Annotated in this window: 18 protein-coding genes; 7 read left to right on the forward strand and 11 right to left on the reverse strand. The window is 71.6% G+C overall.

Annotation, left to right across the window (positions count from 1 at the left end):
- Positions 1–19 precede the first annotated feature (19 nt).
- The 4 genes from ACZDYF_RS14195 to ACZDYF_RS14210 form a co-directional block, all read right to left on the reverse strand.
- Positions 20–649: a hypothetical protein gene (locus ACZDYF_RS14195; RefSeq protein ID WP_475058146.1), complete on the reverse strand. Its 630-nt coding sequence runs from the start codon at positions 647–649 to the stop codon at positions 20–22.
- Positions 646–1,755 (reverse strand): OmpA family protein, encoded by a 1,110-nt coding sequence (locus ACZDYF_RS14200; RefSeq protein WP_475058151.1) that lies wholly within the window; start codon positions 1,753–1,755, stop codon positions 646–648. Before ACZDYF_RS14200 ends, ACZDYF_RS14195 begins: the two co-directional genes overlap by 4 nt.
- Before the next feature lie 216 nt (positions 1,756–1,971).
- Complete coding sequence (locus tag ACZDYF_RS14205) at positions 1,972–2,817, reverse strand: EamA family transporter (protein ID WP_307824244.1); 846 nt, start codon at positions 2,815–2,817, stop codon at positions 1,972–1,974.
- Positions 2,814–5,057, reverse strand: coding sequence for an alpha-galactosidase (locus ACZDYF_RS14210; protein WP_475058159.1), 2,244 nt, complete (start codon positions 5,055–5,057; stop codon positions 2,814–2,816). The genes ACZDYF_RS14205 and ACZDYF_RS14210 overlap by 4 nt, the downstream gene beginning before the upstream one ends.
- A 93-nt stretch (positions 5,058–5,150) precedes the next feature.
- Here ACZDYF_RS14210 and ACZDYF_RS14215 point away from each other — a divergent pair, with 93 nt between their 5' ends.
- Positions 5,151–6,203 (forward strand): LacI family DNA-binding transcriptional regulator, encoded by a 1,053-nt coding sequence (locus ACZDYF_RS14215; protein ID WP_475058161.1) that lies wholly within the window; start codon positions 5,151–5,153, stop codon positions 6,201–6,203.
- A gap of 11 nt (positions 6,204–6,214) precedes the next feature.
- Here ACZDYF_RS14215 and ACZDYF_RS14220 read toward each other — a convergent pair whose 3' ends face one another.
- From ACZDYF_RS14220 to ACZDYF_RS14235, 4 genes are all read right to left on the reverse strand, one after another.
- Positions 6,215–7,990, reverse strand: a complete 1,776-nt coding sequence (locus ACZDYF_RS14220; RefSeq protein WP_475058168.1) for a glycoside hydrolase family 35 protein — start codon at positions 7,988–7,990, stop codon at positions 6,215–6,217.
- Positions 7,991–8,069: 79 nt separating this feature from the next.
- On the reverse strand, positions 8,070–9,398 hold the full coding sequence (locus tag ACZDYF_RS14225) for an extracellular solute-binding protein (RefSeq protein WP_475058176.1): 1,329 nt from the start codon (positions 9,396–9,398) through the stop codon (positions 8,070–8,072).
- Positions 9,399–9,451: 53 nt separating this feature from the next.
- Entirely contained in the window at positions 9,452–10,258 is an 807-nt protein-coding gene (locus ACZDYF_RS14230) for a carbohydrate ABC transporter permease (RefSeq protein WP_191789776.1), read from the reverse strand.
- Positions 10,259–10,392: 134 nt separating this feature from the next.
- Positions 10,393–11,409 carry a carbohydrate ABC transporter permease gene (locus ACZDYF_RS14235; RefSeq protein ID WP_475058182.1) on the reverse strand — a complete coding sequence of 339 codons (1,017 nt, stop codon included), beginning with the start codon at positions 11,407–11,409 and terminating at the stop codon, positions 10,393–10,395.
- A 287-nt stretch (positions 11,410–11,696) separates the two neighbouring features.
- Between ACZDYF_RS14235 and ACZDYF_RS14240 the strand changes: the two genes are divergently transcribed.
- Together ACZDYF_RS14240 and ACZDYF_RS14245 are read left to right on the forward strand one after the other, a co-directional pair.
- Positions 11,697–13,775, forward strand: coding sequence for a DUF5054 domain-containing protein (locus tag ACZDYF_RS14240; RefSeq protein ID WP_475058189.1), 2,079 nt, complete (start codon positions 11,697–11,699; stop codon positions 13,773–13,775).
- Positions 13,776–13,789: 14 nt separating this feature from the next.
- Positions 13,790–14,935 carry a metallophosphoesterase family protein gene (locus ACZDYF_RS14245; RefSeq protein ID WP_475058193.1) on the forward strand — a complete coding sequence of 382 codons (1,146 nt, stop codon included), beginning with the start codon at positions 13,790–13,792 and terminating at the stop codon, positions 14,933–14,935.
- A 57-nt stretch (positions 14,936–14,992) separates the two neighbouring features.
- Here ACZDYF_RS14245 and ACZDYF_RS14250 read toward each other — a convergent pair whose 3' ends face one another.
- Both ACZDYF_RS14250 and ACZDYF_RS14255 read right to left on the reverse strand, forming a co-directional pair.
- Entirely contained in the window at positions 14,993–16,957 is a 1,965-nt protein-coding gene (locus ACZDYF_RS14250; RefSeq protein WP_475058196.1) for a glycoside hydrolase family 5 protein, read from the reverse strand.
- Between the two features lie 169 nt (positions 16,958–17,126).
- Positions 17,127–17,558 (reverse strand): nucleoside deaminase, encoded by a 432-nt coding sequence (locus tag ACZDYF_RS14255; RefSeq protein WP_191789777.1) that lies wholly within the window; start codon positions 17,556–17,558, stop codon positions 17,127–17,129.
- Between the two features lie 156 nt (positions 17,559–17,714).
- Here ACZDYF_RS14255 and upp point away from each other — a divergent pair, with 156 nt between their 5' ends.
- The 4 genes from upp to ACZDYF_RS14275 all read left to right on the forward strand — a co-directional run bounded on the left by upp (position 17,715) and on the right by ACZDYF_RS14275 (position 21,645).
- Positions 17,715–18,350: a uracil phosphoribosyltransferase gene (upp, locus tag ACZDYF_RS14260; RefSeq protein ID WP_191789700.1), complete on the forward strand. Its 636-nt coding sequence runs from the start codon at positions 17,715–17,717 to the stop codon at positions 18,348–18,350.
- 325 nt (positions 18,351–18,675) lie between these two features.
- On the forward strand, positions 18,676–19,356 hold the full coding sequence (locus tag ACZDYF_RS14265) for a winged helix-turn-helix domain-containing protein (protein WP_318243667.1): 681 nt from the start codon (positions 18,676–18,678) through the stop codon (positions 19,354–19,356).
- A gap of 166 nt (positions 19,357–19,522) precedes the next feature.
- Positions 19,523–20,515: a DUF8094 domain-containing protein gene (locus ACZDYF_RS14270; protein ID WP_475058202.1), complete on the forward strand. Its 993-nt coding sequence runs from the start codon at positions 19,523–19,525 to the stop codon at positions 20,513–20,515.
- 44 nt (positions 20,516–20,559) lie between these two features.
- Positions 20,560–21,645, forward strand: coding sequence for a glutathione S-transferase family protein (locus ACZDYF_RS14275; RefSeq protein ID WP_475058205.1), 1,086 nt, complete (start codon positions 20,560–20,562; stop codon positions 21,643–21,645).
- Positions 21,646–21,724: 79 nt separating this feature from the next.
- On the opposite strand, the gene ACZDYF_RS14280 is transcribed toward ACZDYF_RS14275, so the two are convergent.
- Positions 21,725–25,744: a sigma-70 family RNA polymerase sigma factor gene (locus tag ACZDYF_RS14280; protein WP_475058210.1), complete on the reverse strand. Its 4,020-nt coding sequence runs from the start codon at positions 25,742–25,744 to the stop codon at positions 21,725–21,727.
- Positions 25,745–25,851: the final 107 nt, after the last annotated feature.

Raw genomic sequence — 25,851 nt, forward strand, 5'->3', positions numbered from 1 at the left:
CACCGTCATGTTCGTTCTCTCACTTCCCGTGCCGGGTGACGGGCACGTCCTCGATCGCGGGGAGGTGGGGGATCTCGAAGGTGACCGACTCGGTCTCCGGATCGAGCGGCGAGAGGACGCAGGTCTGCGGGACCTTCTCGACCGTGAGCGTCTTGGGCCTCAGGGAGCACGTCTGAAAGACGCTCTCGCCGATCGATCCTTGCCCGTCCGCGTCGCGGTAGCTCAGGAGTCTCTGCCGGGACTCGGGGTCGATGATCGCGAGCCCTTCGAGATACTGCCAGCTTCCCGGCTCGACCGACAGCGAGGACGGGAGCAGACCGACCTCCTCGCCGTCACCCGAGGCGAGCGCAAAGTGCACGACCGTCCTGTCTGGGTACGCCACGACGGAGTACACCTCGGCGACGACGGGGCGGGTCCGGTCGCCCTCCACGGGGACGTCCCCGCTCGTCGTCCCCACCACGGCAGCCACCTCGGCCGCCGTCAGTGCGCGGGCGATCTCCTGGGCGGAGACCTCCGGCGCGGCATCGGGCGTCTGCGCGGGCCTCCCCGACGGTTCGGACGTCTCGGGGCCGCCCGAGCACCCGCCCAGCAGCAGCAGCACAGCAACCAGCAGACCGGCCGGCACGGTCCCGCGGGCCCGGGCGCTCATCGCTTCGCCTCCTGCACCGAGTAGACGATCGTGACGCGCCGGTTCGCCTGCTGCCCCTCGGCCGAGTCGTTGCTCGCGACGGGGTCGGACTCGCCCTTGCCCACCGACTCGAGCGTGACGTCGTCCCCGACCGCCGGCTCGAGCACCGCCAGCACGGACGCGGCCCGCTCCTCGGAGAGCACCCGGTTGTCGGCATCGCTGCCGTCGGAGTCGGTGTGCCCGGTGACGACCACGTTCCCGGTCCCGCGGGCCGCGACGTCCGCAGCGACCTCGGCGAGCCTCGACCGCGCTCCGGGTGACAGCACCGCCGACGCCTTGTCGAAGACCACGTTGGCGTCGAGCGTCACGGCGACCTGCTCGACCGTCTCCTCGGTCTGCGCGACCTCCTCGACGTCGGCGGTTCGCTGGGACAGCCTGAAGGTGCTCGCCTCGACGGGGGCCGCCGCGACCTGGTCGGGACTCGGGAGCCGGGGCCAGCCCTGGCCCAGCAGCACCGCCGGCTCCTCGGCGACCGGGGTCAGGGCCCCTTCCCCCACGGCGACGTCGGCGACGACATCCCTGCCGATCCGCACGTCCACGGTCGCCGTCCCCTCCGGGAGCTCGGGAAACAGCGCGAACGCCACGGCGAGCTCCCCCGGCTCCGCTGCGAAGTCCCCCGTCGAGGAGGTCAGCGCACGCCCGTCGACGACCAGCGGCCGGTATCCCTGCAGGTCGGCGACGTCGAGCAGCTCGACGGCCGAGGCCATGTTGTAGTCGTAGACCGACGGCTCCTGGAGGTCTGACGCGAACGCGTCCGTCTCGCCGAACCCGATGCCCTGGGTCTTCTCGGTGAGCGAGTAGTACAGCGCCGTCGCGCCGTCCACCCGGTAGGCGCCGTGCACGATCCCCCGGACCACCGGGTCGCCGCCCAGGCCGAAGGACGGGTACGCGAAGGTCCCGTACATCGGGACCTCGACGCCGTCGACGAGCACCGCACCCTGCGTGAGGTCGAGCTCCCCGCCCGCGGCGTCGGCCGCGTCCGTCGAGGCGGCCGCCGAGACCTGCCCTCCGGCGATCAACGAGACGGCCACCACCGTGACCAGCATCTCGTGACGAACAGCTCTCATGGCGGCGCCTCCCCTGGCTCGTCGAGCCTCGTGCTCTCTCCAGCTGCACGGGGATCACCTGCTGCTCGAAGACCCCGGGGGCCACCGTGGCACCACCCGGGCAGGGAGCTCGTACGGTCTCGGTGATCACCGCGACCGCGAGCATAAGAGCGGGCGGCGGGCGACGAAGGACCGTGTCACGGAGTGGTCCGTTCGCACGCCCTGGCTGCGCCGCACTCACGCCCCGAGGCGGATCGCCACGATCCCCGCGACGGCGCAGATCGTCGCCGTGACGCGCCGCACGCTCAACGGTTCGCGGAACACGAGATAGCCGATCGCACCTGCCGCGAGGACGCCTGTCTCACGCAGCGCAGAGACGACCGCGAGCGGCGCGATCGACTGCGCCCAGACGACGATCGTGTAGGCCGCGAGCGAGAGGACGCCACCGAGCGCACCCATCGGGGCGTGCGCGCGCAGTCCCCGGGCGAACTCGCGCTTGTCCCTGGCCAGCACCAGGCAGACGACGGGGATCGAGACCCCCTGGAGCAGGAACAGCCACGCCGCATAGCTGAGCGGCTCCCCCGAGAGGCGTACCCCGACGCCGTCGAGCACCGAGTACGCCGTGATGGTGACGCCGACCACGACCGAGATGAGCGTGCCCGTCGTGCTCGCGCGCCCCTTCGGTGCCCATGCCAGCGTGAGCAGCGCCAGCGCGACCACCGCGACCCCGCCGAGCTGCGCCGCCGTCATCCGCTCCCCGAGGAACAGCGTCGAGACGAGGGTGACGCCGAGCACGGCGATTCCGCGGGTGAGGGGGTACGCGCTGCCGAAGTCGGACGTCGCGTACGCCGCCGTGAGCAGCAGCAGGTAGAGCGTCTGGACGGCGGCCGACACCAGCAGGTAGGGCCACGCGGACGACTCGGGGAGCGGCAGGACCAGGCAGCCGATCCCCCCGACGACGAGGTACACCAGCGCGATGAGCGTCGAGGAGACCAGCCGCGCAGGGATGGCCTTGGCGATCGCGTTCCAGGTGCCGTGCAGCAGCGCCGCCCCGAGGACCACGAGGACGACGGACCCTGTCACCCTGCCGACCCCGGCGTGCCTGCGTCACCGGCAGCGTCGGCGACGTCACCGGCAGCGTCGGCGACGCGCCGCGCGCGGATCAGGACGGCCTGCTCGGGCCGGAGCGCGGGCATGACCACGCCGGCCGTGGCGAGGACCGCCCCGCTCAGCGTGACCGCACCGCCCGCCCACCACGGTGCCGGGTCGGCACCGTCGGGGAGGCCGCCGACGAGAACGGGCTCGACGCGGTAGGTCCCGCCACGCTCGAGCCCGGGGAGCCGGACACGTCCTGGGCTCGCCACCGCGGCACGCGTGAGGGACACGTACGAGTACACCGCCTCCGACCCGTCCGGGGCCACGACGCCGTGGAGGGTGAGCGAGGTGTCCGGGTGGTCGAGGCGCACGACCTCACCACCGTGCAGCAGCGCACGGTGGTCCTTGTAAAAGGCGATCCACCCGGCGAGCTCGGCACTCTCCGCGGCGCTCGCCGCTCGCAGGTCCCACTCCACGCCGAGATGCCCGAACAGGGCGGTGATCGCGCGGAACGACAGGGACTGGACCCGCCCGGTCGTGTGCGAGGCGCCCGACGCGACGTGCGCCCCGATCATCTCGGGCGGCACGAGCTGACCCGTCCACCGGTTGATCTGCTGGCGCTCGAGGGGGTCGTTGTCGTCGGACGCCCAGATGCGGTCGGTGCGTTCGAGGACACCGAGGTCGACCCGGCCGCCCCCCGAGGAGCACGACTCGATCTCGAGACCCGGGTAGCGCGACCTCAGCTCGTCGACGAGCCGGTAGAAGGCGAGCGTCTGCTCGTGCACGCCAGGGCGGCCGTCGGGCCCCGATCCCGCGTCGACCAGGTCGCGGTTGTGGTCCCACTTGATGTACGCGATGTCGTACTCGTCGAGGATCGCGCACAGGGCGTCGCGGACATGGGCGTAGCACTCGGGGATCCCGAGGTCGAGGACCTGCTGGTGGCGTGACTCGACGGGCAGGCGTCCGCCCGTCGCCATGATCCACTCCGGGTGTGCGCGTGCGAGCTCGGAGTCGACGTTGATCATCTCGGGCTCGAACCACAGCCCGAACTGCAGGCCCAGCCCTCGCACGTGATCGACGAGCGGGTGCAGCCCCTCGGGCCAGACGTCCGGCGAGACGAACCAGTCGCCCAGACCGGCACGGTCGTTGCGCCGGCCTCCGAACCAGCCGTCGTCGAGCACGAATCGCTCGACGCCGAGCTCTGCCGCACGATCGGCGAGGTCTCGCAGGGTGTCGACGTCGTGGTCGAAGTAGACGGCCTCCCACACGTTGAGCGTGACGGGGCGGGGCGTGCGAGGGTGCTGCGGACGCGCGCGCAGGTGCCGGTGCATGCGCCGCGCGGCGTCGTCCAGGCCGGCTCCGTAGATGCCGTAGACCCACGGGCTCGTGTACCGCTCCCCCCGGGCGAGGCGCACCTCTCCGGGCAGCAGCAGCTCGCCGCCACCGATCAGCTGTTCGCCGCTCAGGACCCGCTCGACCTGGTGGACGTGGTTGCCGGACCACCCGGTGTGCACCCCCCAGACCTCACCGTGACCGAAGCCGAACCCGGGCGTGCCGAGCGAGAGCACGGTCGCCGCGTCGAGCCCGGTACGACCGCGTCGACCTTCTCGACGATGGGTCCCGACCGTCACCGTGCTGCGTTGCGGTGCACGTTCGCCGCCCCACCGACCGGCCAGGTCGAGGATCTCGCTCGCCACGGGCGGGGTGGGCATGCTGAGCAGGACCTGGTCGAGCTGGTAGGGGCTGTCCCCCGTGTTCTCGACCTCGGCGCGCAGGCGCGCGACCCCCGCGGCCGACAGCTCGACGGTGAGGGTCAGTCTCAGCTCGGCGGCGTCGTCGACGGCGTTCACGACGAGCGCGCCGCTCCCCTGCTCGACGAGACGAGGAGCCGTCGGTGCGAGCAGCTCGCGCCCGTCGAGCAGCGCCGACGTCGTGCGCCAGAGCGGCGACCAGGCCGCGCCCGCCCGGGACCCGCTGACTCCTGGGGTGCCCATCCAACCGCGCGCGTGCTCCGGCAGGATCGCGATCCGCACCGGGACGTCGACCTCGCTCGCACCGACGGGCAGGACCGCGGTCTGCCGCAGCGCGTCGAAGGCTTCCTCGTCGAGCGGCCCCGGGTCTGCACCCCAGTGCACGATCGAGGGCAGGGCGCCGTCTGCGAGGTCCAGCGCGAGAATGACTCCACCGGAGCGCAGGATCAGGCCGAGGAGTGGTTGCTGGGTGGTCATCGGGGACCTTTCCGTGGGTGGGTGGTGCGGTCGGCGCCCGGCTCGATACCGCACGGGACGGAGCGAGCGGGATCCGCTAGTGTTTGCGTCATCATGAGGCCCTCATCGAACACACCGTCCGGAGCCGACTCTCCTGCCCGGCCCCGCGCCTCGATCAACGACGTCGCGAAGCATGCCGGTGTCTCCGCGCAGACCGTCTCGCGCGTCGCGAACGGACAGACGAACGTCAGACCGGCGACCCGTGAACGGGTGCAGGCGTCGATGCGGGCCCTCGGATACCGGCCCAACAGCGCGGCACGCAACCTGAAGTCGGGCCGGTTCCGCAGCATCGGGTTCGTCACCTTCAACCTCGCCACGCTCGGCACCGAGCGCACGCTCAACGCCATCGCCGAGGCCTCCGAGGCCGCCGGGTACACGACCACGCTGCTGCCGGTCAAGGATCCGACGCAGATCGACGTCGCGGGCGCCTTCAGCCGGCTCGAGGAGCAGGCCGTCGACGGCATCATCCTCGTGATGTCGGCCAAGATCGACTCGCTCGACGAGCTCAAGCTCACGGCCGGCCTGCCCCTGGTGATCGTCGACTCCGACGCCAACCTTCCCTACACGATCGTCGACACCGACCAGGAGCAGGGCGCCCAGATCGCGCTGCAGCACCTGCTCGACCTCGGGCACCGCGACATCGTGCACATCTCCGGCCCCTCGACCTCCTTCTCGGCCAAGCGCCGAGCCGCGGCCTACCGCCAGATCATGTTCGACGCCGGGCTCCCCGCCCGCCCGGTCCTCGTCGGTGACTGGACGGCGAGCTCGGGGCTCGCGCTCACGCGCGAGCTCCTCGCCTCCGCGCAGCCACCGACCGCGGTGTTCGCCGCCAACGACCAGATGGCGCTCGGCGCGATGCACGCGATCCACGAGCACGGCTGGAGCGTTCCTGCCGACGTCAGCGTGGTCGGCTTCGACGACACCGACGACGCGGCGTCGTACTGGCCGGCGCTCACCACCGTGCACCAGAACTTCGACGCCGTGGGCCGGCACGCGACGAGGCTCCTGCTCTCGATCATCGACGGCGAACCGAGCGAGACGCAGAAGATCCTGATCCCGACCCGGCTCGTCGTCCGCGAGAGCACCGGCCCCGTGCGCCGCGCCTAGCACCGAGACGGTCATGCCTCGGTCGGTCCCAGCTCGGGACGCGCGACGAACTGCGCGGTGGCCGACGCGGCACCGATCGTCTCGAAGACCAGCACCTCGTTCTCCCCGGCCCTGGTCACGGGCGCAGGCACGTACGAGGTGCGCTGCGGACCCCGGCTCCAGTAGCGGCCCAGGTTGACGCCGTTCACCCAGAGGACGCCCTTTCCCCAACCTCGCAGGTCGAGGTGGAGGTCGGCGGCCTCGTCCAGCACGAACGAACCGCGGGCGAACGCGGGTCCGCAGACCGCCGGGCTCGGTGCCCCGACGACGACGTCCCCTCCGTCGTCGGCGCGGGACAGCGCGTCCCGGATCGGCTCGAGATCCTCGAGACGCACGCCCCCTGCGACCCAGGTGGTGATCTCCACGCCGTCGAGGGTGACGGGACCGATCAGGCCCTTCGCCTCGCCGAGCCGTGGCCCGTAGTTCACGCCGCCGAGATTCTCGACGAGGACCGTGAGCTCGCCGCTGGCACGGCTCGGCAGAGGCAGCATCCGCTCGTGGAGCTCACGGTCGAGCGTCCCGACGAGCGCGCCGTCGAGGAAGACCTGGGCGCGGTCCCGCACCTCGGAGAACGTGAGGAGCCCCCCGTGCTCGACCGTCGTCGAGTAGCAGGTGAAGCCCCGGGTCGAGCCGAGCTCGGTCGCGTCGGGAAGGTGGTCGAACGGCTGCGCGTCGATCACCGGGACCGACCGCAGCGGGACGCTCTGGTCGAAGCGGACACCGAGCACCGGAGCATCGCGCCGGACCTCGGGACGCTCCTCGGGCACGGGCGCGTACCTCGCGATCACCTCGCGAAGACGCCAGTACTTCTCGGTCGGGGTGCCGTCCTCGGCGAGCGGTGCGTCGTAGTCGTACGAGGTCACGATGGGCCGGTAGGTGCCCTTGTCGTTGGCGCCGTTCGTGAACCCGAAGTTCGTCCCGCCGTGGAACATGTAGACGTTCACGGAGGCCCCCGCCGCGAGCATCTCGTCGAGCTCGCGCGCCGACTCCTCGGCGGACGACGTGTGGTGGATCTCGCCCCAGCTGTCGAACCAACCGCACCAGAACTCCGAGCACATCAACGGCCCCGTGGGCTGGTGCCGGCGCAGGGTGGCGAGCCGCTCGGTCGCCCGCGAACCGAACGAGGCGGTCCGGTGCAGCTCGTCGAGGCTGCCGTTGGCGAGCATCTCGTCGCTCGGCTGGTCGACCGTGGTCAGCGGCACGTCGATCCCGAGGTCGCGGGTCATCGACGTCAGACGCCGCAGGTACTCCCGGTCGGCGCCGTACGCGCCGTACTCGTTCTCGATCTGCACGAGGACGACAGGTCCGCCGTGCTGGATCTGGCGCGGCCGGACGATCGCGTAGACCGCTTCGAGGTACTCGGCGATGGCCTCGAGGTACGCCGGGTCGCTCGAACGCAGCGTGATCGTCGGGTCGGCGACGAGCCACCCGGGGAGCCCGCCGTCGTGCCACTCGGCGCAGATGTACGGACCCGGACGCACGATGGCGCGCATGCCCTCGGCGTGCACGAGGTCGAGGAAGCGGCCCAGGTCCAGCAGGCCGTCGGTCCGGAACTCGCCCCGTGCCGGCGCGTGCTCGTTCCACGGCACGTACGTCTCGATCGTGTTGAGTCCCATGAGACGCGCCTTGCGGATCCGGTCGCTCCACTGGTCCTGGTGCACGCGGAAGTAGTGCAGGGCGCCCGAGAGGATCCGGAAGGGCGCGGCGTCGAGAAGGAAGTCGGTCTCGCCGACGGCGAAGCTGGGCATGCATCGTCCTGTAGGTCGTGGGATGGTCCGCGGGGCGGCCACCGTGACGGCGGCTGCCCCGCGGGTTGGTGCGAGGCTGCTACTTGTTGACGCTGAAGCCCTGCTCGTTGCCGAACGCGACGAGCGTGTCCTGCCACTCGAGGAGCGCTGCGTTCAGGTCACCGTTCGATCCGAGCGCCTTGCCGACCGAGTCGCCGAAGACGTTGTTGGCGTACCCCTGGTACGGCAGGTACTGCCAGTCGGCGACGACCGAGGCCGCAGATGCCGCACCGACCTGGTTGGCGGGCTGGCCCGCGTACGGCTCGAACGGGTGGTCGAGGAACTCGGGGTCGGCGAGGTCCGCGACGGTCGACGGGAAGCCCGTCGAGTTCAGCAGCGCACGCCCATCGCCTTCGGCGAGGTACTTGAGGACGCCCGCGGCGGCCGCCTTGTTCGCGCTCTGCTCGGTGACCGCGAGGCCGCTGCCACCGTTCTCCGCGGAGGCCGGCTCGCCGTCCCACGTCGGCATCGGGGCAACGCGCCACTTGCCCGCGGGGCCGTAGTCGTCCATCCCGCTGATCATCCAGGAACCCATGAGGAGCGTGCCCAGCTTGTCCTGGGTCAGGGCCTTGGACCACTCGTCCGACCAGGTCGAGAGGCCGGAGAGCTCGCCGGCGGTGAGCCGCTCGCCCCAGAAGTCGGCGAACTTCTTCGTGCCGTCGTCCTGCAGGTCGATCGTGACGTTCTCGCCCTCGGTCCGGAAGGGCTGCCCGCCCGACGCCCAGATCATGCTGGTGAAGAAGCCCGCGTCACCGCTGTTCGCGATGTAGGCCTCGGGGTCCGCTGCGTGGATCGCCTGCGACGCCGCCGCGAACTCGTCCCAGGTCGCCGGGGCCTCGGTCACGCCCGCCTTGTCGTACATGTCCTTGTTGTAGATCATGACCATCGGGCCGGAGTCCATGGGCAGCGCGACGAGCTTGTCCTGCACGTTCACGGCGTTCCACGTCGAGGCCGTGAACGCGTCCTGGTAGGTCTCGAGGCCGTAGCCGTTCAGGTCGGCGAGCGCCTTGCCGAGGGTCAGCTGCGGCAGGGTCTGGTACTCGACCGGCACGAGGTCGGGCGCGCCCTTGCCCGCCTTGATCGCGTTCTGCAGCTTGGTGACCACGGCGTCCGGGTTCTCGAGCTTGACGACGTCGAACGTGACGTTCGGGTACTCCTTCGAGATGCCGTCCGCGATCACCTGCGTGTCGTCCGACCAGGTCCACCACGTGAGCGTGACGTCTTCCTTGAGCGCCGCGTCCGTGTCGGTCGAGCCGCTGTCGGTCCCGGCGGTCCCGCTGCCGCAGCCCGCGAGCACTCCGGCGAGCAGGGCACCGGTGCCGACGACGGCACCGAGGCGCCCCCACCGGCGAGTGGAGATTCTCTTCATCGAGGTAGTTCCTTTGCGGTTGGTGTTCGATCTCTGGTACCGGATGAACCGGACTACTTGACGCTCCCGGCGGTCAGCCCTGACTGCCAGTAGCGCTGCAGGTAGAGGAAGGCCGCCGAGATGGGGATGACGGTCAGCAGCGATCCCGTGATGACGAGATGAGGGATGGCCTGGCCTCCGATCGAGCTCGACTGCGCCGACCACTGCGCCAGTCCGACCGGGAGCGGGTACCACTGCGCGTCGCTCAGCATGATGAGCGGCAGGAAGTAGTTGTTCCACGTCGCGACGACCGCGAACATGAGCACCGTGATCAGTGCCGGCGCCAGCTGCCGCAGCGCGATCACGAAGAAGATGCGGATCTCTCCGGCGCCGTCGAGGCGCGCCGCCTCGAGCAGCTCGTCGGGGATCGCGTCGCGGGCGTACACCCAGACGAGGTAGAGGCCGAAAGCGCTCACCATCGCCGGGATGATCACCGACCAGGGCGTGTTCGTCAGGCCGAGTCCGCTGAAGAGCAGGAACTGCGGGACCGCGAGCGCTGTGCCAGGGATGGCCATCGCGCCCAGGATGATCGCGAAGACCCACTTGCGGCCGGGGAACTTGTACTTCGCCAGCCCGTACCCCGCGAGGGTGGCGAGCAGGGTAGCTCCCCCAGCGCCGACGACGACGTAGAACAGCGTGTTCGTGAGCCAGCGCAGGAAGATGCCGTCCTGGTACGTGAACGTGTCGGCGACGTTCTGGAAGAGCGAGAACTCGCCGCTGAACCAGAACGCGAACGAGCTGTAGAGCGAGTCCATCGTCTTCGTCGAGTTCACCACGAGCCACCACAGCGGTACGAGGCAGTAGAGCATCATCAGCGTCATGAGGAGGCCGAGCAGGAGGGAGGGTCGCTTGTGTCGCGGCTTCGCCCTCGCGCCGCGCGCCGCGCCCCCTGGCAGGCGACCGCTCGCGAGACGGCTCGGCGTGCGGACCGTCCGGCGTCCGGTGCCGACGGCGCTCACGCCCCGGCCCCCTTCTTCTCGCCGCCGAGCTGGACGAGGTAGGCCACTACCATGGTGATGACTCCCGAGATGATGGCGATCGCTGCCGCGTAGTTGAACTGCGAGCCGGCGAACGACAGGTTGAAGGCATAGAGGTTCGGCGTGTAGTACGACGGGATCGAGTTCGGCGCGAGGGTCTGCAGGATCGACGGCTCGTTGAAGAGCTGGAAGCTGCCGATCACCGAGAAGACCGTGGCGATGACCAGCGCCCCCCGGATCGACGGGAGCTTGATCGAGAAGATCGTGCGGAACGTCCCGGCGCCGTCGATCTCGGCGGCCTCGTAGAGCTCCTGGGGCACCGACTTCAGCGCGGAGAAGAAGATGAGCATGTTGTAGCCCACGAACTCCCACGTCACGATGTTGCCGATCGAGACCAGGATCAGGTTCGAGGCCAGCGGTGACGGCAGCTCCACCCCGAAGAAGTGGTTCAGGTCGGCGACCAGGCCGAACTGCGAGCCGTACATGTACCCCCAGATCATGACCGCGACGACCCCGGGGACGGCGTAGGGCAGGAAGATCGACAGCCGGTAGAACGGCACCCATCGAAGGCGCGCGCTGTCGAGCGCGAGAGCCGCGAACAGAGCCAGCAGGAGCATGATCGGGACCTGCACGAGGAGGAAGGTCGCGACCCTGGCCATGGCCCCCCAGAACTTCGGGTCGGCCAAGGCCTGCGCGTAGTTCGCCACGCCGACGAAGGAGTTGCCGCCCATGAGCGTCTCGCGGAAGAGGCTGAGGTAGATCGCGTAGAACAGCGGCGCGAGGAAGACGAGCGCGAAGACGAGCATGAACGGCCCGACGAACCACCAGCCCGCCCAGTCGCGGCGGATGCGGCGCCGAGGGGGTGACGCGGTTCCCGTCGCGGGGACTCGCGCGAAGACCGCGGGCGCCCCGCCGGCCGACGGCTCGACCGATGGGTGCTCGACAGCGATGCGCGGCCTGCTGCCCGCCTCGTGAACTGATGACTTCTTCGACATTCGCGACCGCACTCCTTCGTGGGTGTTTGCGTTCCCAGCACGATATAAGCAACGATGATGTTTACGCAAACAGCCTGGAGCACGAAGGAGTAACGAATGCCGGCGACAGACCCTGAGGACCCGGTCACGAGGCCTCGGCGGGCGCACCCGAGAGCGCGTCCGCAGGCCGACGACGTGGGGCAGGCTGCGGCCCACCCCGCGCGCCCGGCACGCCTCGCCCAGCGAGCGCGTGGGCGCCGCGCCCTCGGCCGCACCCTCCCACCCGACACCGCCGTCTGGAAGCACTCATGATCACCACCGTCCATGTCGTCTTCAAGACACACCTCGACCTGGGGTTCACCGACACCGCCGCGAACGTCACCGACCGGTACGTCCACGAGTACCTGCCGCGCGCCATCGCGCTGGCCGAGGAGCTCGAACGCCGGGGTGGCCCGGCTCGGTTCGTGTGGACCACGGGTTCCTGGCTGATCCACGAGGCGCTCCGCCTCGGCGACCCCACGGAACGCGCGGCCCTGGAACGAGCGATCCGAGCCGGTCAGGTGACTTGGCACGGGCTGCCGATGACCACCCACACCGAGCTCATGGACGCCGGCCTCGTCGAGCACGGCATCGGTATCGGCCGCTCGCTCGACGCGCGCTTCGGCCACCGGACGCGGGCGGCGAAGATGACGGACGTCCCGGGTCACACGATCGGGCTCGTGCCCTTCCTGGCCCGGGCGGGGCTCGACTTCCTGCACCTCGGCGTCAACGGCGCCTCGGCCGTGCCCGAGGTTCCCGAGTTCTTCGTCTGGCGCGCCCCCGACGGCAGCGAGGTGGTCGTCAACTACGCGCAGAGCTACGGGGCGACCGAGCTCGGCGTGGCCGTGGTGCCCGGGGGCACGCACGCCCTGCACCTCGCGCACACCGGAGACAACTTCGGCCCCCCGCCCGTCGACGAGGTCGAGGCGCTGTTCGCCGACCTCCAGGCCGCGCACCCAGGTGCTCGGGTGGTCGCCTCGACGCTCGACGCGTTCAGCCGGGAGGCGGTCGCCGCACGAGCCAGCCTGCCCGTGCTCGAGCAGGAGATCGGCGACTCCTGGATCCACGGCGTCGCGAGCGACCCGGTCCAGACCGCACGACTGCGGGCGCTGCTGCGCCTGCGCACCGAGTGGGTCGCCTCCGGCGCGCTCGTGCCCGGCACGGTCGAGTGCGACGCCTTCAGCGACGGTCTGCTGCTCGTGCCCGAGCACACCTGGGGCGAGGACCTCAAGACCTACCTCCCCGACTACGTGAACTACGAGAAGACCGACTTCGAGCGCGCCCGCGCGGCCGACGTCGTCGACCCTGAGGCGAACCCCGCAGCGTTCGACGAGTACGCCTGGGCGCACACCGAGCACCCGAGCCCCCAGGGCCTCGGGTACGCGGCGTTCGAGCACTCCTGGGCCGAGCAGCGTTCCCACGTCGACCGCGCGCTCGCGGCACTCTCCCCCGGTCTCCGCGCCGAGGCCGAGGCGGCGATCGCCGAGACCCGTCCTGCCAGCGGCGCAGGGACGACGGGGACTGCCGTCGTCCTCGACGGCGAGCTGCAGGTCGGTGCGTACCGCGTGCGCGTCGGCGACGACGGCGCGCTCGTCTCGCTGATCGACGCCGACGGCACGCAGTGGGCAGGGCCCGAGCATCCTCTCGGTGCCTACCGCTACGAGACGTTCGACGAGCGCGACGAGGCCCGCTGGATGAGCGAGTACTGCCGTGACCTCGACGAGAACGCCTGCTGGGCGGTGCCGGACCAGTCGAAGCCCGGTCTCGCGATCGCCGATCGTCTCCCGGCCACGACCTTCGCGCCCCGCCTCGTGTCCGCAGAGCGCCGGACCGACGGGACCGACACGGTCCTGTCCCTGCGGCTCGCACTGCCCGACGTCGCGTGCGAGACCTGGGGAGGGCCACGGGACATCCGGCTGAGCTACCGCTTCCCGGACGCCCCGGGACCGATCGCGGTCACCCTCGACCTCCGCGGCAAGGACGCCTCCCGACTCCCCGAGGCGAGCTGGCTGGGCTTCCGTCCGCGCACCGAGCCCGGTGACTGGCGTCTGACCAAGATCGGCACGCCCGTCGACCCGCGGTCGGTCGTGCGCAACGGCAACCGCAGCATGCACGCGGTCGACGCGGTCGTGCACACCGCGGCGCGGACGTTCTCGCTGCGCCCGCTCGACGCGGCGCTCGTCGCGGTCGGTCGCCCCGCGCTCCTACGCTTCGACAACACCGTCCCCGATCCGGAGAAAGGCCTCCATGTGAACCTGCACAACAACGTCTGGGGAACGAACTTCACGATGTGGTTCGACGACGACCTGCGCTTCCGGTTCGTCCTCGCCCTCGGGGGTGCGCGATGACCACCACGGCCCCGATGACCCCGATGACCCAGGAGACCCAGATGACCGGCGCGCTCGTGACGAGCCCTCCCGTCGTGATGGCTCCACGCCCCGACGGGTTCGAGGTCGTCTGGGGGGTGAGCAGGCTGTCCCGTGGCTGGGTCGAGTGGGAGGCTGCCGACGGCTCGCGCGGCACCGTCTCGGGCGACGCGTTCGGCATGGTGCCCCAGGGGGCCCGGGTGCTGCGCGTGCGGGTCGACGGCCTGCCGCACGGCTCGACCCTGCGCGTCAGGACCGTCACCGAGGCCGTCGACGCCTCGTCCCCTCGGCACGAGAGCGCCTGGAAGTCGGTGCGCACGCTGGACGCTGCGTCCGACGACGCGCGCTTCGCGGTGTGGAACGACACCCACCAGCGCGACGACACCCTGAGGGCGCTGCACGAGGCGACCCCCGAGGTCGACGTGCTCGTCTGGAACGGCGACCTCTGCAACGACTGGACGGACCCGGCGGAGTTCGCCACGACCGTCCTGAACCCTGCGGGCCTGGACGTGAGCGACGGCCGGCCTCTCGCGATCGTCGTGGGCAACCACGACGTGCGCGGCACGTGGGCGTACCAGCTCGAGGACTTCGTCGCCACGCCGGAGGGTCGGCCGTTCACGGCGTACCGCGTCGGGCCGGTCGCGTGCGTCGTGCTGCACACGGGCGAGGACAAGCCCGACGACCACCCGACGTTCGAGGGCCGCGTCGCGTTCGAGCCGCTGCGCGCCGAGCAGGCACGGTGGCTGCGCGAGGTCACGGCGCGTCCCGAGATCGCGGACGCCCCCTACCGTGTGGTCTTCTGCCACATCCCGCTGCGGTGGATCGACGAGTCCGTCGTCGACTACGACGCCGACGGCTACGACTGGTTCAGCCGCAGGAGCCGCGACGCGTGGCACGAGTCGCTCGTCGAGTGGGGGGCCCAGGTCGTCGTGTCGGGGCACACGCACTACCACGCCTCGCTCCCCGCGACCGAGGAGTTCCCGTACGCGCAGCTCATCAGCGGCGGACCCGATGCCGAGACGACCTCCGACGAGGCCGCCGCGTGGATCGACGGCTCGGCGTCGGCCGACGAGCTCGTGCTCACCATGCGCGACCTCGCCGGCACGGTGCTGCACGAGGTCCGTCTGCCGCCGCTCACCTGACGACGGGACGACGAGGGGGCCGGGTCGCTCGTGCGACCCGGCCCCCTCGTCGTCCCCTCACCTCAGCGGCTTGCAGAGGAGCGCGTCAGGCACGCCCCCGTGGTTCCAGCGCCACGTGAAGGCGACGCCGGAGATGTACTCGCCGTCGGCGCACTGGCCCTTGTACCTGCCGGGCGCCCAGTCGCTCGCGGTCGAGCCGCCCTCGACCGGCCGGTTGTCCCCCTGGTCGAACCACACGAGACGCCCCTGGCTCGCGGGGAGCGCCGTCGCGCTCTGGCCGCACAGGAGCTTCGAGGTGGACCACTTGTTGGTCGTCCCGATCGTCAGGCTGTAGCCCACGGCCATCTGCCCGGCCGGGCACTGCAGCTTGTCGTACCCGCTCGCCCAGTCGGTCTGCACGGTCGACTCGTCCTTGACGATCGTGCGGACGTCGGTCAGCGCGGGCTGCAGGTTGTCGGTGCAGAGCGCTCGGTTCGTGCTCCGTGCGACTCCGACGAGCCGCTGGGAGTCGGGGCAGCTCCCCTTCCACCTGCCGGAGTCCCAGTCAGGCCGGGTGTTCATGAGAGCCGAGGCGTTCGTGTCGGGCGAGTGGCTGCCGCTGCCGAGCATGTTCCAGCGCGCCGCGCGCGCGACCTGCCCGGTCTTGCCGTCCGAGGTCACGAGCTTCGTCCACTGCGGGTAGCGCCAGTCGTCGGCGATGCTGAGCCGGGTGCCGTCGGTCTTGTAGGCGAGGAGCGAGTAGCTGTCGACGAAGGTGCCGTCGTCGGTGGCGTGGGCCACGAGGGGCCAGGCCGCGAAGTCGCTGTCGTTGGCGACGAGGATGTCGGTGAAGTTCGCCCACCACGCCTTGTCGAGGGCGCTCGTCTCGTCGGAGGAACCGATGCCGAACTCGCTGAACCACACCGGGGCGGTGTAGTGCTGGTTCGCCGTGTTGACGAACGCGACTGCCCTCTTCACCTCGGCCGCGAGCTCGCTCGCGCTGAGGTCTCGGTAGCGCGCGTCGTGGGTCTCGCCGAGCCCGGTGGCGCCGGTGTGCTGCGGTCCGGTGTAGGCGTAGATGTGCGCCGCGTACACGAGCTTGTCCGGGTACGGGAGGGTGTTCGAGAGGTTCGCGACGGGCTTGAGGTGCGGCCGGTCGTGGAACAGGCCGTCGAGCGGGATCCCCTGCCAGTTGATGCCCTCCATGATCACGAGCACGTCCGGGTTGGCCCGCTGGATCGCGACACCGGCCTGCTGGTAGGACTTGTACAGGTCGTTCTTGTCGCCCATGCCCCAGTTGGGGTCGTCCAGGATGTCTCGGCGCACCTCGTTGCGCAGGTCCATCCCGACGACGCGGGGGTTGTCCTCGTAGCGCTCGGTGAGCATGACCCAGTCGCTGATCCACTTCTCGATGGTCTGGCTGCTGTACGGCTTCGAGTTGCCGTCGTCGGCGCCGCAGCACCAGCGCGACGTCGTGGTGTGGTTGTTGAGGATGACCGCGAACCCGTCGGCCGTGAGCGCTTCGACGACCTCGTCGAAGACCTGCAGCGGTGTCTTGCCTCGCAGCTGCGGGTTCGCCGTCACCGCGACGTCGGGCACGGGCGCGGTCATGCCGAGCATCTCGTTCGAGTAGGACAGTCGGATGCTGTTGAGCCCGAGCCCGTGGAAGTCGCTCATGAGGGTCGCCATCGGCACGCGGTCGAGGCCCATGGGGATGTCGTAGCTGATGCCGCTGTTGTGGTTGGCGGGGTCGTTCCGGTCACCGCTGCCGTTCCAGTGCCCCTGCGCGCCGTCCCAGTTGGCGGACTTGAGCTTGAACCGGTCCCCGTCGGCGTCGACGACGTACCGACCGCGCGTGCTGAGCGGCGCGTCCCACGACGCCGACAGCTGTGGACCGGTCAGTACCGGGACCGTTCCTGGCGTGGCCGTGGTGGACGTGGTGGACGGGGGCGCTCCGGGGGCGGCGGACGTCGGGCTGACGACCGACGTCGTGAGCCCGATCGTGACCAGTGCTACCGCGAGCCGCATGATGCGACGTTGCATGCTGCGAACCTCTCTGTTCGTCTCGTGCGTGTCCGCGGCGCTCGACCGTGGAAGGCCGCGGCGCCGCGGCTGATCCGGTCAGGCTAGGTTGACGAACTGGCGATGTCAACGTAAACATCCGCCAGGATGGCAACGTGAACATCAGCCTGGCTGCTGTGTGCGCCCGCCCTCAGCGCTGCGTCTCGAAGAACTCCCGGAGGAGGTCGCCGCACTCGACGTCACGGATGCCGCCGACCACCTCGACGCGGTGCGGGTTGCGACGGTCGCGCACGATGTCCCACACGGACCCGCACGCCCCGGCCTTGGGGTCCCACGCGCCGAGCACGAGCCGCTCGACGCGGGCGAGCGTGGTCGCACCCGCGCACATCGCGCACGGCTCGAGCGTCACGACGAGCGTGCACCCCTCGAGGCGCCACGAGCCGAGCGTCGCGGCGGCCTGGCGCAGCGCGAGCACCTCGGCGTGCGCGGTGGGGTCGCCGATCTCCTCGCGCCGGTTGCGGCCGAGGCCGAGCAGCCGCCCGTCGGGCCCGACGACGAGCGCCCCGACGGGCACGTCTCCCGTGGCCAGGGCGTGGGTCGCCTCGTGCAGCGCGAGCCCCATGAGCTCGTCCCACACGGCACGGCGGGCCGCGACCGTGTCGGGCGGGAACGTGCCGGCCGCCCAGGGCAGGTCGAGCCCGACGGGACCGGGTTCTGCGGCGGGGGCGACGTCGTCGGGGACCATGCTCCCGAGGCTACCGGGCGGTACCCTCGAACCATGCGCCTGCACGTCGCCGACCACCCGCTGGTCGCCCACAAGCTCACCGTCCTTCGCAACAAGGACACCGCCTCCTCGACCTTCCGCCTCCTGGTGGACGAGCTCGTGACCCTGCTGGCCTACGAGGCGACGCGGGACGTCCGGGTCGAGCCTCACGAGGTCGAGACCCCGGTCACCACGACGGTCGGGGTCCGTATCGCCGAGCCGCGCCCGCTCGTCGTCCCCATCCTGCGTGCGGGCCTGGGGATGCTCGAGGGCATGACCCGCCTGCTGCCCACGGCCGAGGTCGGCTTCCTGGGGATGCAGCGCGACGAGAAGACCCTCGAGGCCGTCACGTACGCGAACCGCCTCCCGGACGACCTGACGGGTCGCCACGTGTTCCTGCTCGACCCGATGCTCGCGACCGGCGGGACGCTCGTCGCGGCGATCGACTACGTGTTCGAGCGCGGTGCGCGGGACGTCACGGCCGTGTGCCTGCTCGCCGCCCCCGAGGGCATCGAGGTCCTCGAGAAGGCGGTCGGCGACCGGGTCGACGTCCAGCTCGTCGTGGCCGCCGTGGACGAGCGCCTCGACGAGAACGCGTACATCGTGCCCGGCCTGGGTGACGCGGGCGACCGCCTCTACGGCGTGGTCTGAGACCTGTCCCCCGTGGGCGCGGGGCGGCCGGCCTGCCGCATCGCCCCGCAACCACGATGCCCGACGGCGCCACGTCCGTCTCATTTTTGCGTCTCATCCCGTGAGATTCTTGGCTCCTGCCCTTGGCGACCCTGCGCGTCGCTGCCATGCTCGCCACATGACCCCCTCGCTGAGCTCCCGAGGCGCCGACCGGCGCCCGAGCATCAGCATGCCCTCCGGCGTCTGTTGTCCGGCCTGACTCGCTCAGCCCCCTGACAACCCTGCCGACCGTCGTCGGCGCCGCTCCGGCCTCGGCCGTCGAGCGGAAAGACCCCCGGAGCGCCGCATGTCCACCCTGACCCAGAAGACCCCTCGTCCGCACGCACCCCACCGCCGCACCCACCCCGGGTTCGTCCTGTACGTCGGGGTCGACGCCGCGACCGGGGAGCACCCGCAGGCCGAGCTCGTCGAGCTCGCGGAGGCTCTCGGCGAGCTCGCCCGCGAGTGGTTGCCCGACGCCGAGACGTACACGGCCCTGACCCTGTCGGAGCCCGCGACCGACCGGCACGAGCACCTCGTCGACGAGGGGCGCCGCAAGGCGCGGGGCCGCAGTGCCGCGCGCCGCGCCGAGGTCCCCGTCCCCGCGCCCGACCTCGCGCCGCTCGGCGACGTCGAGGCGTTCCGCGACCGCCTCGCGGCCCTGTCGCCGTTCCCGCGGGTCGTGATCGACCCGGCGAGCCGGCGCGTGACCGTCGACGGCTCCGAGCAGCGGCTCACCCACAAGGAGTTCGAGCTCCTCACGCACCTGTACCGCTCGGCGCACCGCGTCGTGACGCGGGGCGAGCTCCTGTCGACCGTCTGGGGGGCCGACGCGGTGCGCGACGGCAGCCGGACCATCGACGTCCACGTGCGCCGGCTGCGCGAGAAGCTCGGCCTCCAGCACGTCATCTCGACCGTCCGCGGGCTCGGCTACCGGTTCGACCCGCAGACCCACGTCGTCCTCAGGGGCTCGGGGGACGCCGCCTGAGGACCAGTGCTGCCGGGTCGCACGTTCGTGGTCTCGTGGGGGGATCCCGTCCGGCCCGGCAGCACGAACCCCCACCGGACCGACGCGCGACGAGTTTGGCCGAGCGCCTCGCGCACGGTTGGATGAGGGCGTCCCGCCCGCCCCGTCCTGTGAGGTCCCCGTCGTCGTGCCCGTGCTCCGACCCGCCCACCGTCCCCTCGCGGGCATGATCGGGGCGCTCGCCACGCTCGGCCTCCTGTCGGGGTGCGTGGGCACCGAGGTCGCCGCGGCCCCCGCCCCGGTGCGCCGACCCGTGATCGACCGCGCGGCGGCCACGACCGTCTTCGCCTCGCTCACCGCGACGCGCAACGCCGCGAACGCGGCCCGTGACGCCGGCGCCCTCGCGAGCATCGAGACGGGCCCCGTCCTGCGGTCGTCGGCGTTCGCCCTCGCCGCGCAGACCGCGCAGGCAGCGGCCCCCGTCGCGCCCCACACGTCCGTGCCCGGGACGCTCGCTGCCCCGGAGGCCGGGACCGCGGACTGGTTCTACTCCCTGCGCGCGCAGGGCGACCCGGCGGCCTCCGACGGCGAGTTCGTCGAGACCACGCTCTTCACCCGCGCGTCCGCGGACGCCCCGTGGCTGCTGGCCTACCAGCTCGCGACCGACCCGGCCGTCGCCCTCCCGCAGCCCGTGCTGGTGGGAGGGTCCGCCGTCGAGCCCGACGACGGCACGCGCGCCCGCGGGGACGCCGCGCTCGACGACGTGCTCGCCTACGCGCGTTCCGGCACGGCCGCGGCGACCCTCGACGTGACCCACGCCGACCAGCTCGCGACCGCGCACACCCAGGGATTCCCCGTCGCCGACCTGTCCGCCGAGAGCGGGACCGAGGACCGCTCGTGCGCCTACGAGGCCCCTGCCGCGGCCTGGCTCGCGTCCACCGACGGGATCTTCGCCCTCGCGTCCGTCGAGTGCACGCAGTCCGTGACCCTCACGGGCGGCTGGACCGCACCCACCCCGACGACCAGCACGCTCGGGACGGTCCCGCCCGGCTCGCGCCTGTCCGCGTGGACCGTCACGCAGACCGTGACGGTCCTCGTCGAGGTGCACGACGACGGCACGTCCCGGGTGGTCGGGTCGCGTCTGCGACCGGTCCGGACGGACGTCACACCCGCCCCATGACCCGGGTCGCTGCGGTCCCCCGGGGCGCGGCGTAGGTTCGGTCCATGAGCGACACCACCGGAACGAATCCCGTCCCCCGCGGCTGGAAGCGCCGCGGCCCGCACTTCACCGACCGCATCGCCGCGGACAGCGCGTCGGCCCCCGGCGGGCAGGGCGACGACCAGGGCCGGTGGCCCGTCGAGCCCGGCCGCTACCGGCTCGTCGCGAGCCTCGCGTGCCCGTGGGCGCACCGGTCGATCATCGTGCGCCGGCTGCTCGGGCTCGAGAACGCGATCTCGTTGGGCGTCGTCGACCCGATCCAGGACTCCAGGTCGTGGCGCTTCACGCTCGACCGTGACGGCGTCGACCCCGAGCTCGGCTCGCACTTCCTCGCCGAGCACTACCTCGCACGCGACCCCGAGGACGACGGCGGCGTGAGCGTGCCCGCGATCGTCGACGTCCCGTCGCGCCTGCTCGTCACCAACGACTACCCGCAGATCACGCTCGACCTGTCGACCGAGTGGACCGCGTACCACCGGCCCGGCGCCCCCGACCTCTACCCCGAGGCGTGGCGCGACGAGATCGACGACGTCGCCGAGAAGGTCTACCTCGACGTCAACAACGGTGTGTACCGCGCCGGGTTCGCGGACTCGCAGGAGAAGTACGACAGGGCGTTCGGGATCCTCTTCGAACGGCTCGACTGGTTGTCGGACCGGTTGTCCGAGCGCCGCTACCTCGTCGGGGACCACATCACCGAGGCCGACGTGCGCCTGTTCACGACCCTGGTGCGCTTCGACACCGTCTACCACGGGCACTTCAAGACCAACCGCAACAAGATCACCGAGGACAGGGTCCTGTGGGGATACGTCCGCGACCTGTTCCAGACGCCCGGGTTCGGCGACACCGTGAACTTCGAGCACATCAAGCACCACTACTACCGGGTGCACTCCCAGCTCAACCCGAGCGGGATCGTCCCCGACGGCCCCGACCTGTCCGGGTGGCTCACGCCGCACGGACGCGAGGCGCTCGGCGGTTCACCCTTCGGTGACGGCAGCGCGCCCACCGCCGCCACCGACCTCGCGTCCTACCACCTCGCGCCGCTCGCGGTGCCCGTCGAGGGCGAGCCCCGGGCGGCACGCCCCAGAGACTGAGGAGGGCGGCCGCCACCGGTCCGCGACCGCGAAGGGCCCCCGGCGCTGCGCCGCGGGCCCTTCGTCGTGCACCCGTGACTCAGCCGCGGCTCTCGTCACGCCAGAAGAAGGGACCGAGCAGCGAACTCGGCGCGACCGAGACGCTCCGCTGGGTCGCGGTGTAGTTCCGCCCCTCGTACGCGACGCGGTCGCCCACCCGGTAGGCCTCGGTCCAGTGCCAGGTCGGCAGGCAGGTCTGCCCGGCGACCTCGAACGTCCACGACTGCCCGGAGTCCGCCACCACGCGGTAGGTCGCGCCGGCCTCGGGCACGTTCGGCACCTTGAGCTGGACCCTCTTCTGGTCCTGCACCACACGCTTCGTCTCGGGTGCGAGCACACCGTTCACCTCGACGTGGAACGTGACGGCGGCGGTCGAGGCCATGTTGTCGTAGACGAACGTCACCGGTCGGTACGACTGCTGCTCGTTGCCCTCGAAGAAGCAGACGCCCAGGATCGGGGCACCCACGGTCGGGGCGTAGATCTCGTAGCGCGCGGCCTCGTACCGGGCGGTGACCGTGCTGCTGCGGACCACGCCGTCGGCCGTGAGCGACTGCTGGAACTCCACCGCCCCTGGCGGGAGCCGCGTCCCCGCGACCGGGACGACGAACTCCTTCGTCGCCCCTGCGGGCACCTCGACCTTCTTGGCCTCGCCGTAGCTCGTCTTCATGCCGACCTGTACGGGACCGGGCGACGTGTTGGTGTAGGTGCCGACGATGCGGATCGCCTGGTCGACGACCTCCGACCTCGCGGACTGCTGCGCGGACCAGTTCGGCACGTAGCAGCTCGTGGCGGGGAGCGCGTGCGTCGCGACCTGGCGGCCGTCGGCCGAGACGGCGAACGTTGCGCCCTGGTACCCGACGGACGCAGTGACCTTGGCGCTCGCACCCGCCGCGACCTCGCGAGCGAGGTCGTCCCTGCCCGCGACGGTGAACGACACCGCAAGCGTCGACGCCGTGTTGTCGAACACCAGGGTCACCGGAGCCGAGGACGTGAGAGCGGCCGGGTCGTACGTGCACTGCCCGACCGTCGGCTTCGGGCTCGCGGGGGCGATCCGTGCTGCGGCGTAGCCGACCGTGAGCTGCGAGTCGTACTCGCCGGGGTCGCCCTGCTCGTCGGGGGCCGAGAGGTGCTGGCGAACGGTCAGGACACCCGCAGGGAGGTCCTTCACACCGGTCGCCCTCGCGAACGCCACCGTGGTCTGCGGAGCGATCGTCACGGCTCCGCGAGAGGCTTCCTGACCGACCGGCGTCATGCCGTCGACCTGCACGGTGAGGGGCCGACCGGTCCGGTTCGTGACGTCGGCCTCCAGGCCGATCGTCCCTGCCTCGTTGACCGTACGGGTCGTGACGTCGCCGCTCGCGAGCCACTGCGGGACGAAGCAGTCCTTGGCACCGACCGAACCCGCGTCGACCGTCGTCCTGAACGTCTGTCCGTCGACGGTGGTCTCGAGGTTCAGGGTCGCCGGTGCGCCCTGCGCGGGAACGCGCAGGTCGTGGGACACCGTGAGCACGGTGCTGGCACCGCGACGCAGCGGCACGGCCTCGGAGGACACCGCGCCGGCGCCGAGGGTCACGCGCAGGTCGTCGTAGGCGGTCGTGTTCGTGGCGTCCACGGCGATCCTCGCCGTGCCGTCGGTGCACGACGGGACGATCGTCCCCCCGCCCGGGGCCGTTCCGGCGGCCCCGGCCCACGGCTCGCCGACCGTCAGGTCCGCGCTCGCGGAGTCCTTCAGGGTCCGGCCTGCCGAGGACGTGGTCGCGGAGAACGTCAGGCCCGTCGTGGACTGCTTCACGCCGTCGCCCGCGAGCAGCTGGACGTCGAGCGACACGGGAGGGCCGCCGTTCTGGTTCGCGTCAGGAGCCTGGAGCGCTGCGGCGTCGTTCGCGCACGTCAGCGATCCGCCGGTCGGCGTGCAGGCCCAGCCACCGGTCAGCGGCTTGGCGGCCACGCCGTCGGGCAGGTTGCCCAGGGAGAACCTCACCCCCTGGGCGTCGACGTCGCCGGAGTTGTGGGCCGTGAGGCGGACCGCGGTCGCTCCCGGGTTGAGGAGGTCTCCCACGACGGGCGTCGTCAGGTCGATCTCGGCGCCGTACGACGGCACGGGGGCCGGGGCGTACGTCGTCTTCACCGGGCTCAGGCCCTTGCCGTGCACGGCACCTCCGAACGTGTAGCTCCCGCCGCGCGAGGCCTGGACGGTGATGACGAGGTCCTTCTTCTCCCCGGGAGCGAGCACCCCGACCGAGCACGTGACGAGCGACGACCCGCCGTCCTGCGCAGTCGCCGGGCCGCACGGCAGCGCGGCGAGCCGGATCGCCGGGACGACGCCCCTGCCCGCGGTGACCGCGGACGTCACGACCGAGACGTTCGGCGGGAGCAGGACGTCGACCACGACCTCCTCGGCCGACGTGCCACCCGAGTTCGACGCCGTGAGGGACAGGTCCTGCGGGGCACGGGCAGCGAGGGTGAGCGGGGAGAAGGCCAGGTCGAGGGAGGCCGGCGCGGCGGGGGTCACGGGCAGGACGGGGTCCGGAGCGCCCGGGAACGGGTCGGCCGGCGTCAACGGGACGCTCGGCGGCGTGAGGGGCGTCGTACCGGTCTGCCCGGAGCCCGCAGCCCCCGAGCCGCTCCCGTTCGAGGCAGGCTCAGCGGGGTTCGAGGCCTCGGCGGGCGCGGCGTCGAGCGGCGTCGTGTTCGCCGGTGACGTGGGATCGGTCCCCGGGGCGGGCAGGGCCTCGCTCTTCGGGGTGCCCGTGGGAGAGTCCGAGGGCGAGCCGGACGGGCTCTGCGACGGGTCGGGGCTGGCCCCGGCGCTCGGGGGCGGGTCGGACGAGAAGCCCCCGGACACCGCGACGACGCCGGCTCCCACGGCCGCGACGGCGACGACGCCGACGGCTGCGGCGATCAAGGGGGACGCGGCGATGAAGGCCGCCACGCCGGTCGCACCGGCCGCGGCCGCAGCACCCGTGCCGACCGCGGCGCTCGCGCCGACGGCTGCGGCTGCGCCCAGCCCGCCGCTCGTGGCAGCCGCACCGGCCGCCGCCGCGCCACCCATGGCGCCGGTTCCTGCGGCTCCGCCACCCACGGCGCCGGTCCCGGCAGCCGCACCGCTGCTGCCCGCTGCGGCCCCGGAACCAGCGGCGCCAGAACCGGAGGCCCCCGCTGCGCCGCTGCCGGCACCGCCGCTCGCGCCACCACCGGCCGCGCCCGTGGCTCCTGCGGCGCCTGCGCCGACCGCGGCACCTCCGGTGAGCGGGAGAGCCGTCCCGACCAGGCCCAGCCCTGCCGCCCCGAAGACCAGGGGGGCGATGACGGCGCGCATGCCGTGCGAGACGTCGCCGAGCTCGAGCACGAGCGCGCGGCACTCACCGCACTCCTCGAGGTGGGCGTCGACCTTGGCGGTCTCCCGCTTGGCCAGACCGCCGCGGACGTAGGACCCGAGCAGCGGGTTGACGTTCTCGCACCCGGCGCTGCTCGCGCCCGTGAGGTGCTGCTGGAGGTATGCCTGGCGCAGCCCTTCGCGGGCCCGGTAGGCGAGCGCCGAGACACCGTTGGCCGTGAGGCCGAGCAGCGGTGCGATCTGGGCCGGGTTCATCTCCTCGACCTCGGTGTACCAGAGCACGGCCTGCCACCGCTCGGGCAGACCTTGGTAGGCCTTGGTCACGACGGATCGTTCGAATCCCAGGAGCGTGGGGTCCTCGGTCGACGCCATGGGTCCGAACGCGCTCTCGAACGTCTCGATGTCGTCGGTGGGCTGCGTGCGTCGGCCCGCGCTCGACAGGTCGTAGGACAGGCGCCGGACGACGGTGAAGAGGTAGGCGCGGAACGTCACGTCGGGTCCGCCACCGGACTGCAGGATGCCGAGGACCTTCGCGAAGGCTTCCGACACCATGTCGTCGGCGTCCGAGCCCGAGCGCACGTACTGGCGAGCCACCGTGCGTGCCGCGGCGGCATGCCGCTCGTACAGCGCACCGAATGCCGCGTAGTCTCCCGCGCGTACAGCGGTGATCAGCTCGGCATCGCTCGTCGGGGCGTCGTCCCTCGACGTGTCGACCTGCGTCATGCCCTACCGCCTCTGACTCCGCCTCACCTCGTCAGGTAAGGCTCTCCCGATCATCCTAGACGGGAAAACTGGTGGTGTTATCTACGTCTCAACGCGGTTTCGCCCGT

Source organism: Oerskovia sp. PE-21s (genome assembly GCF_056158145.1).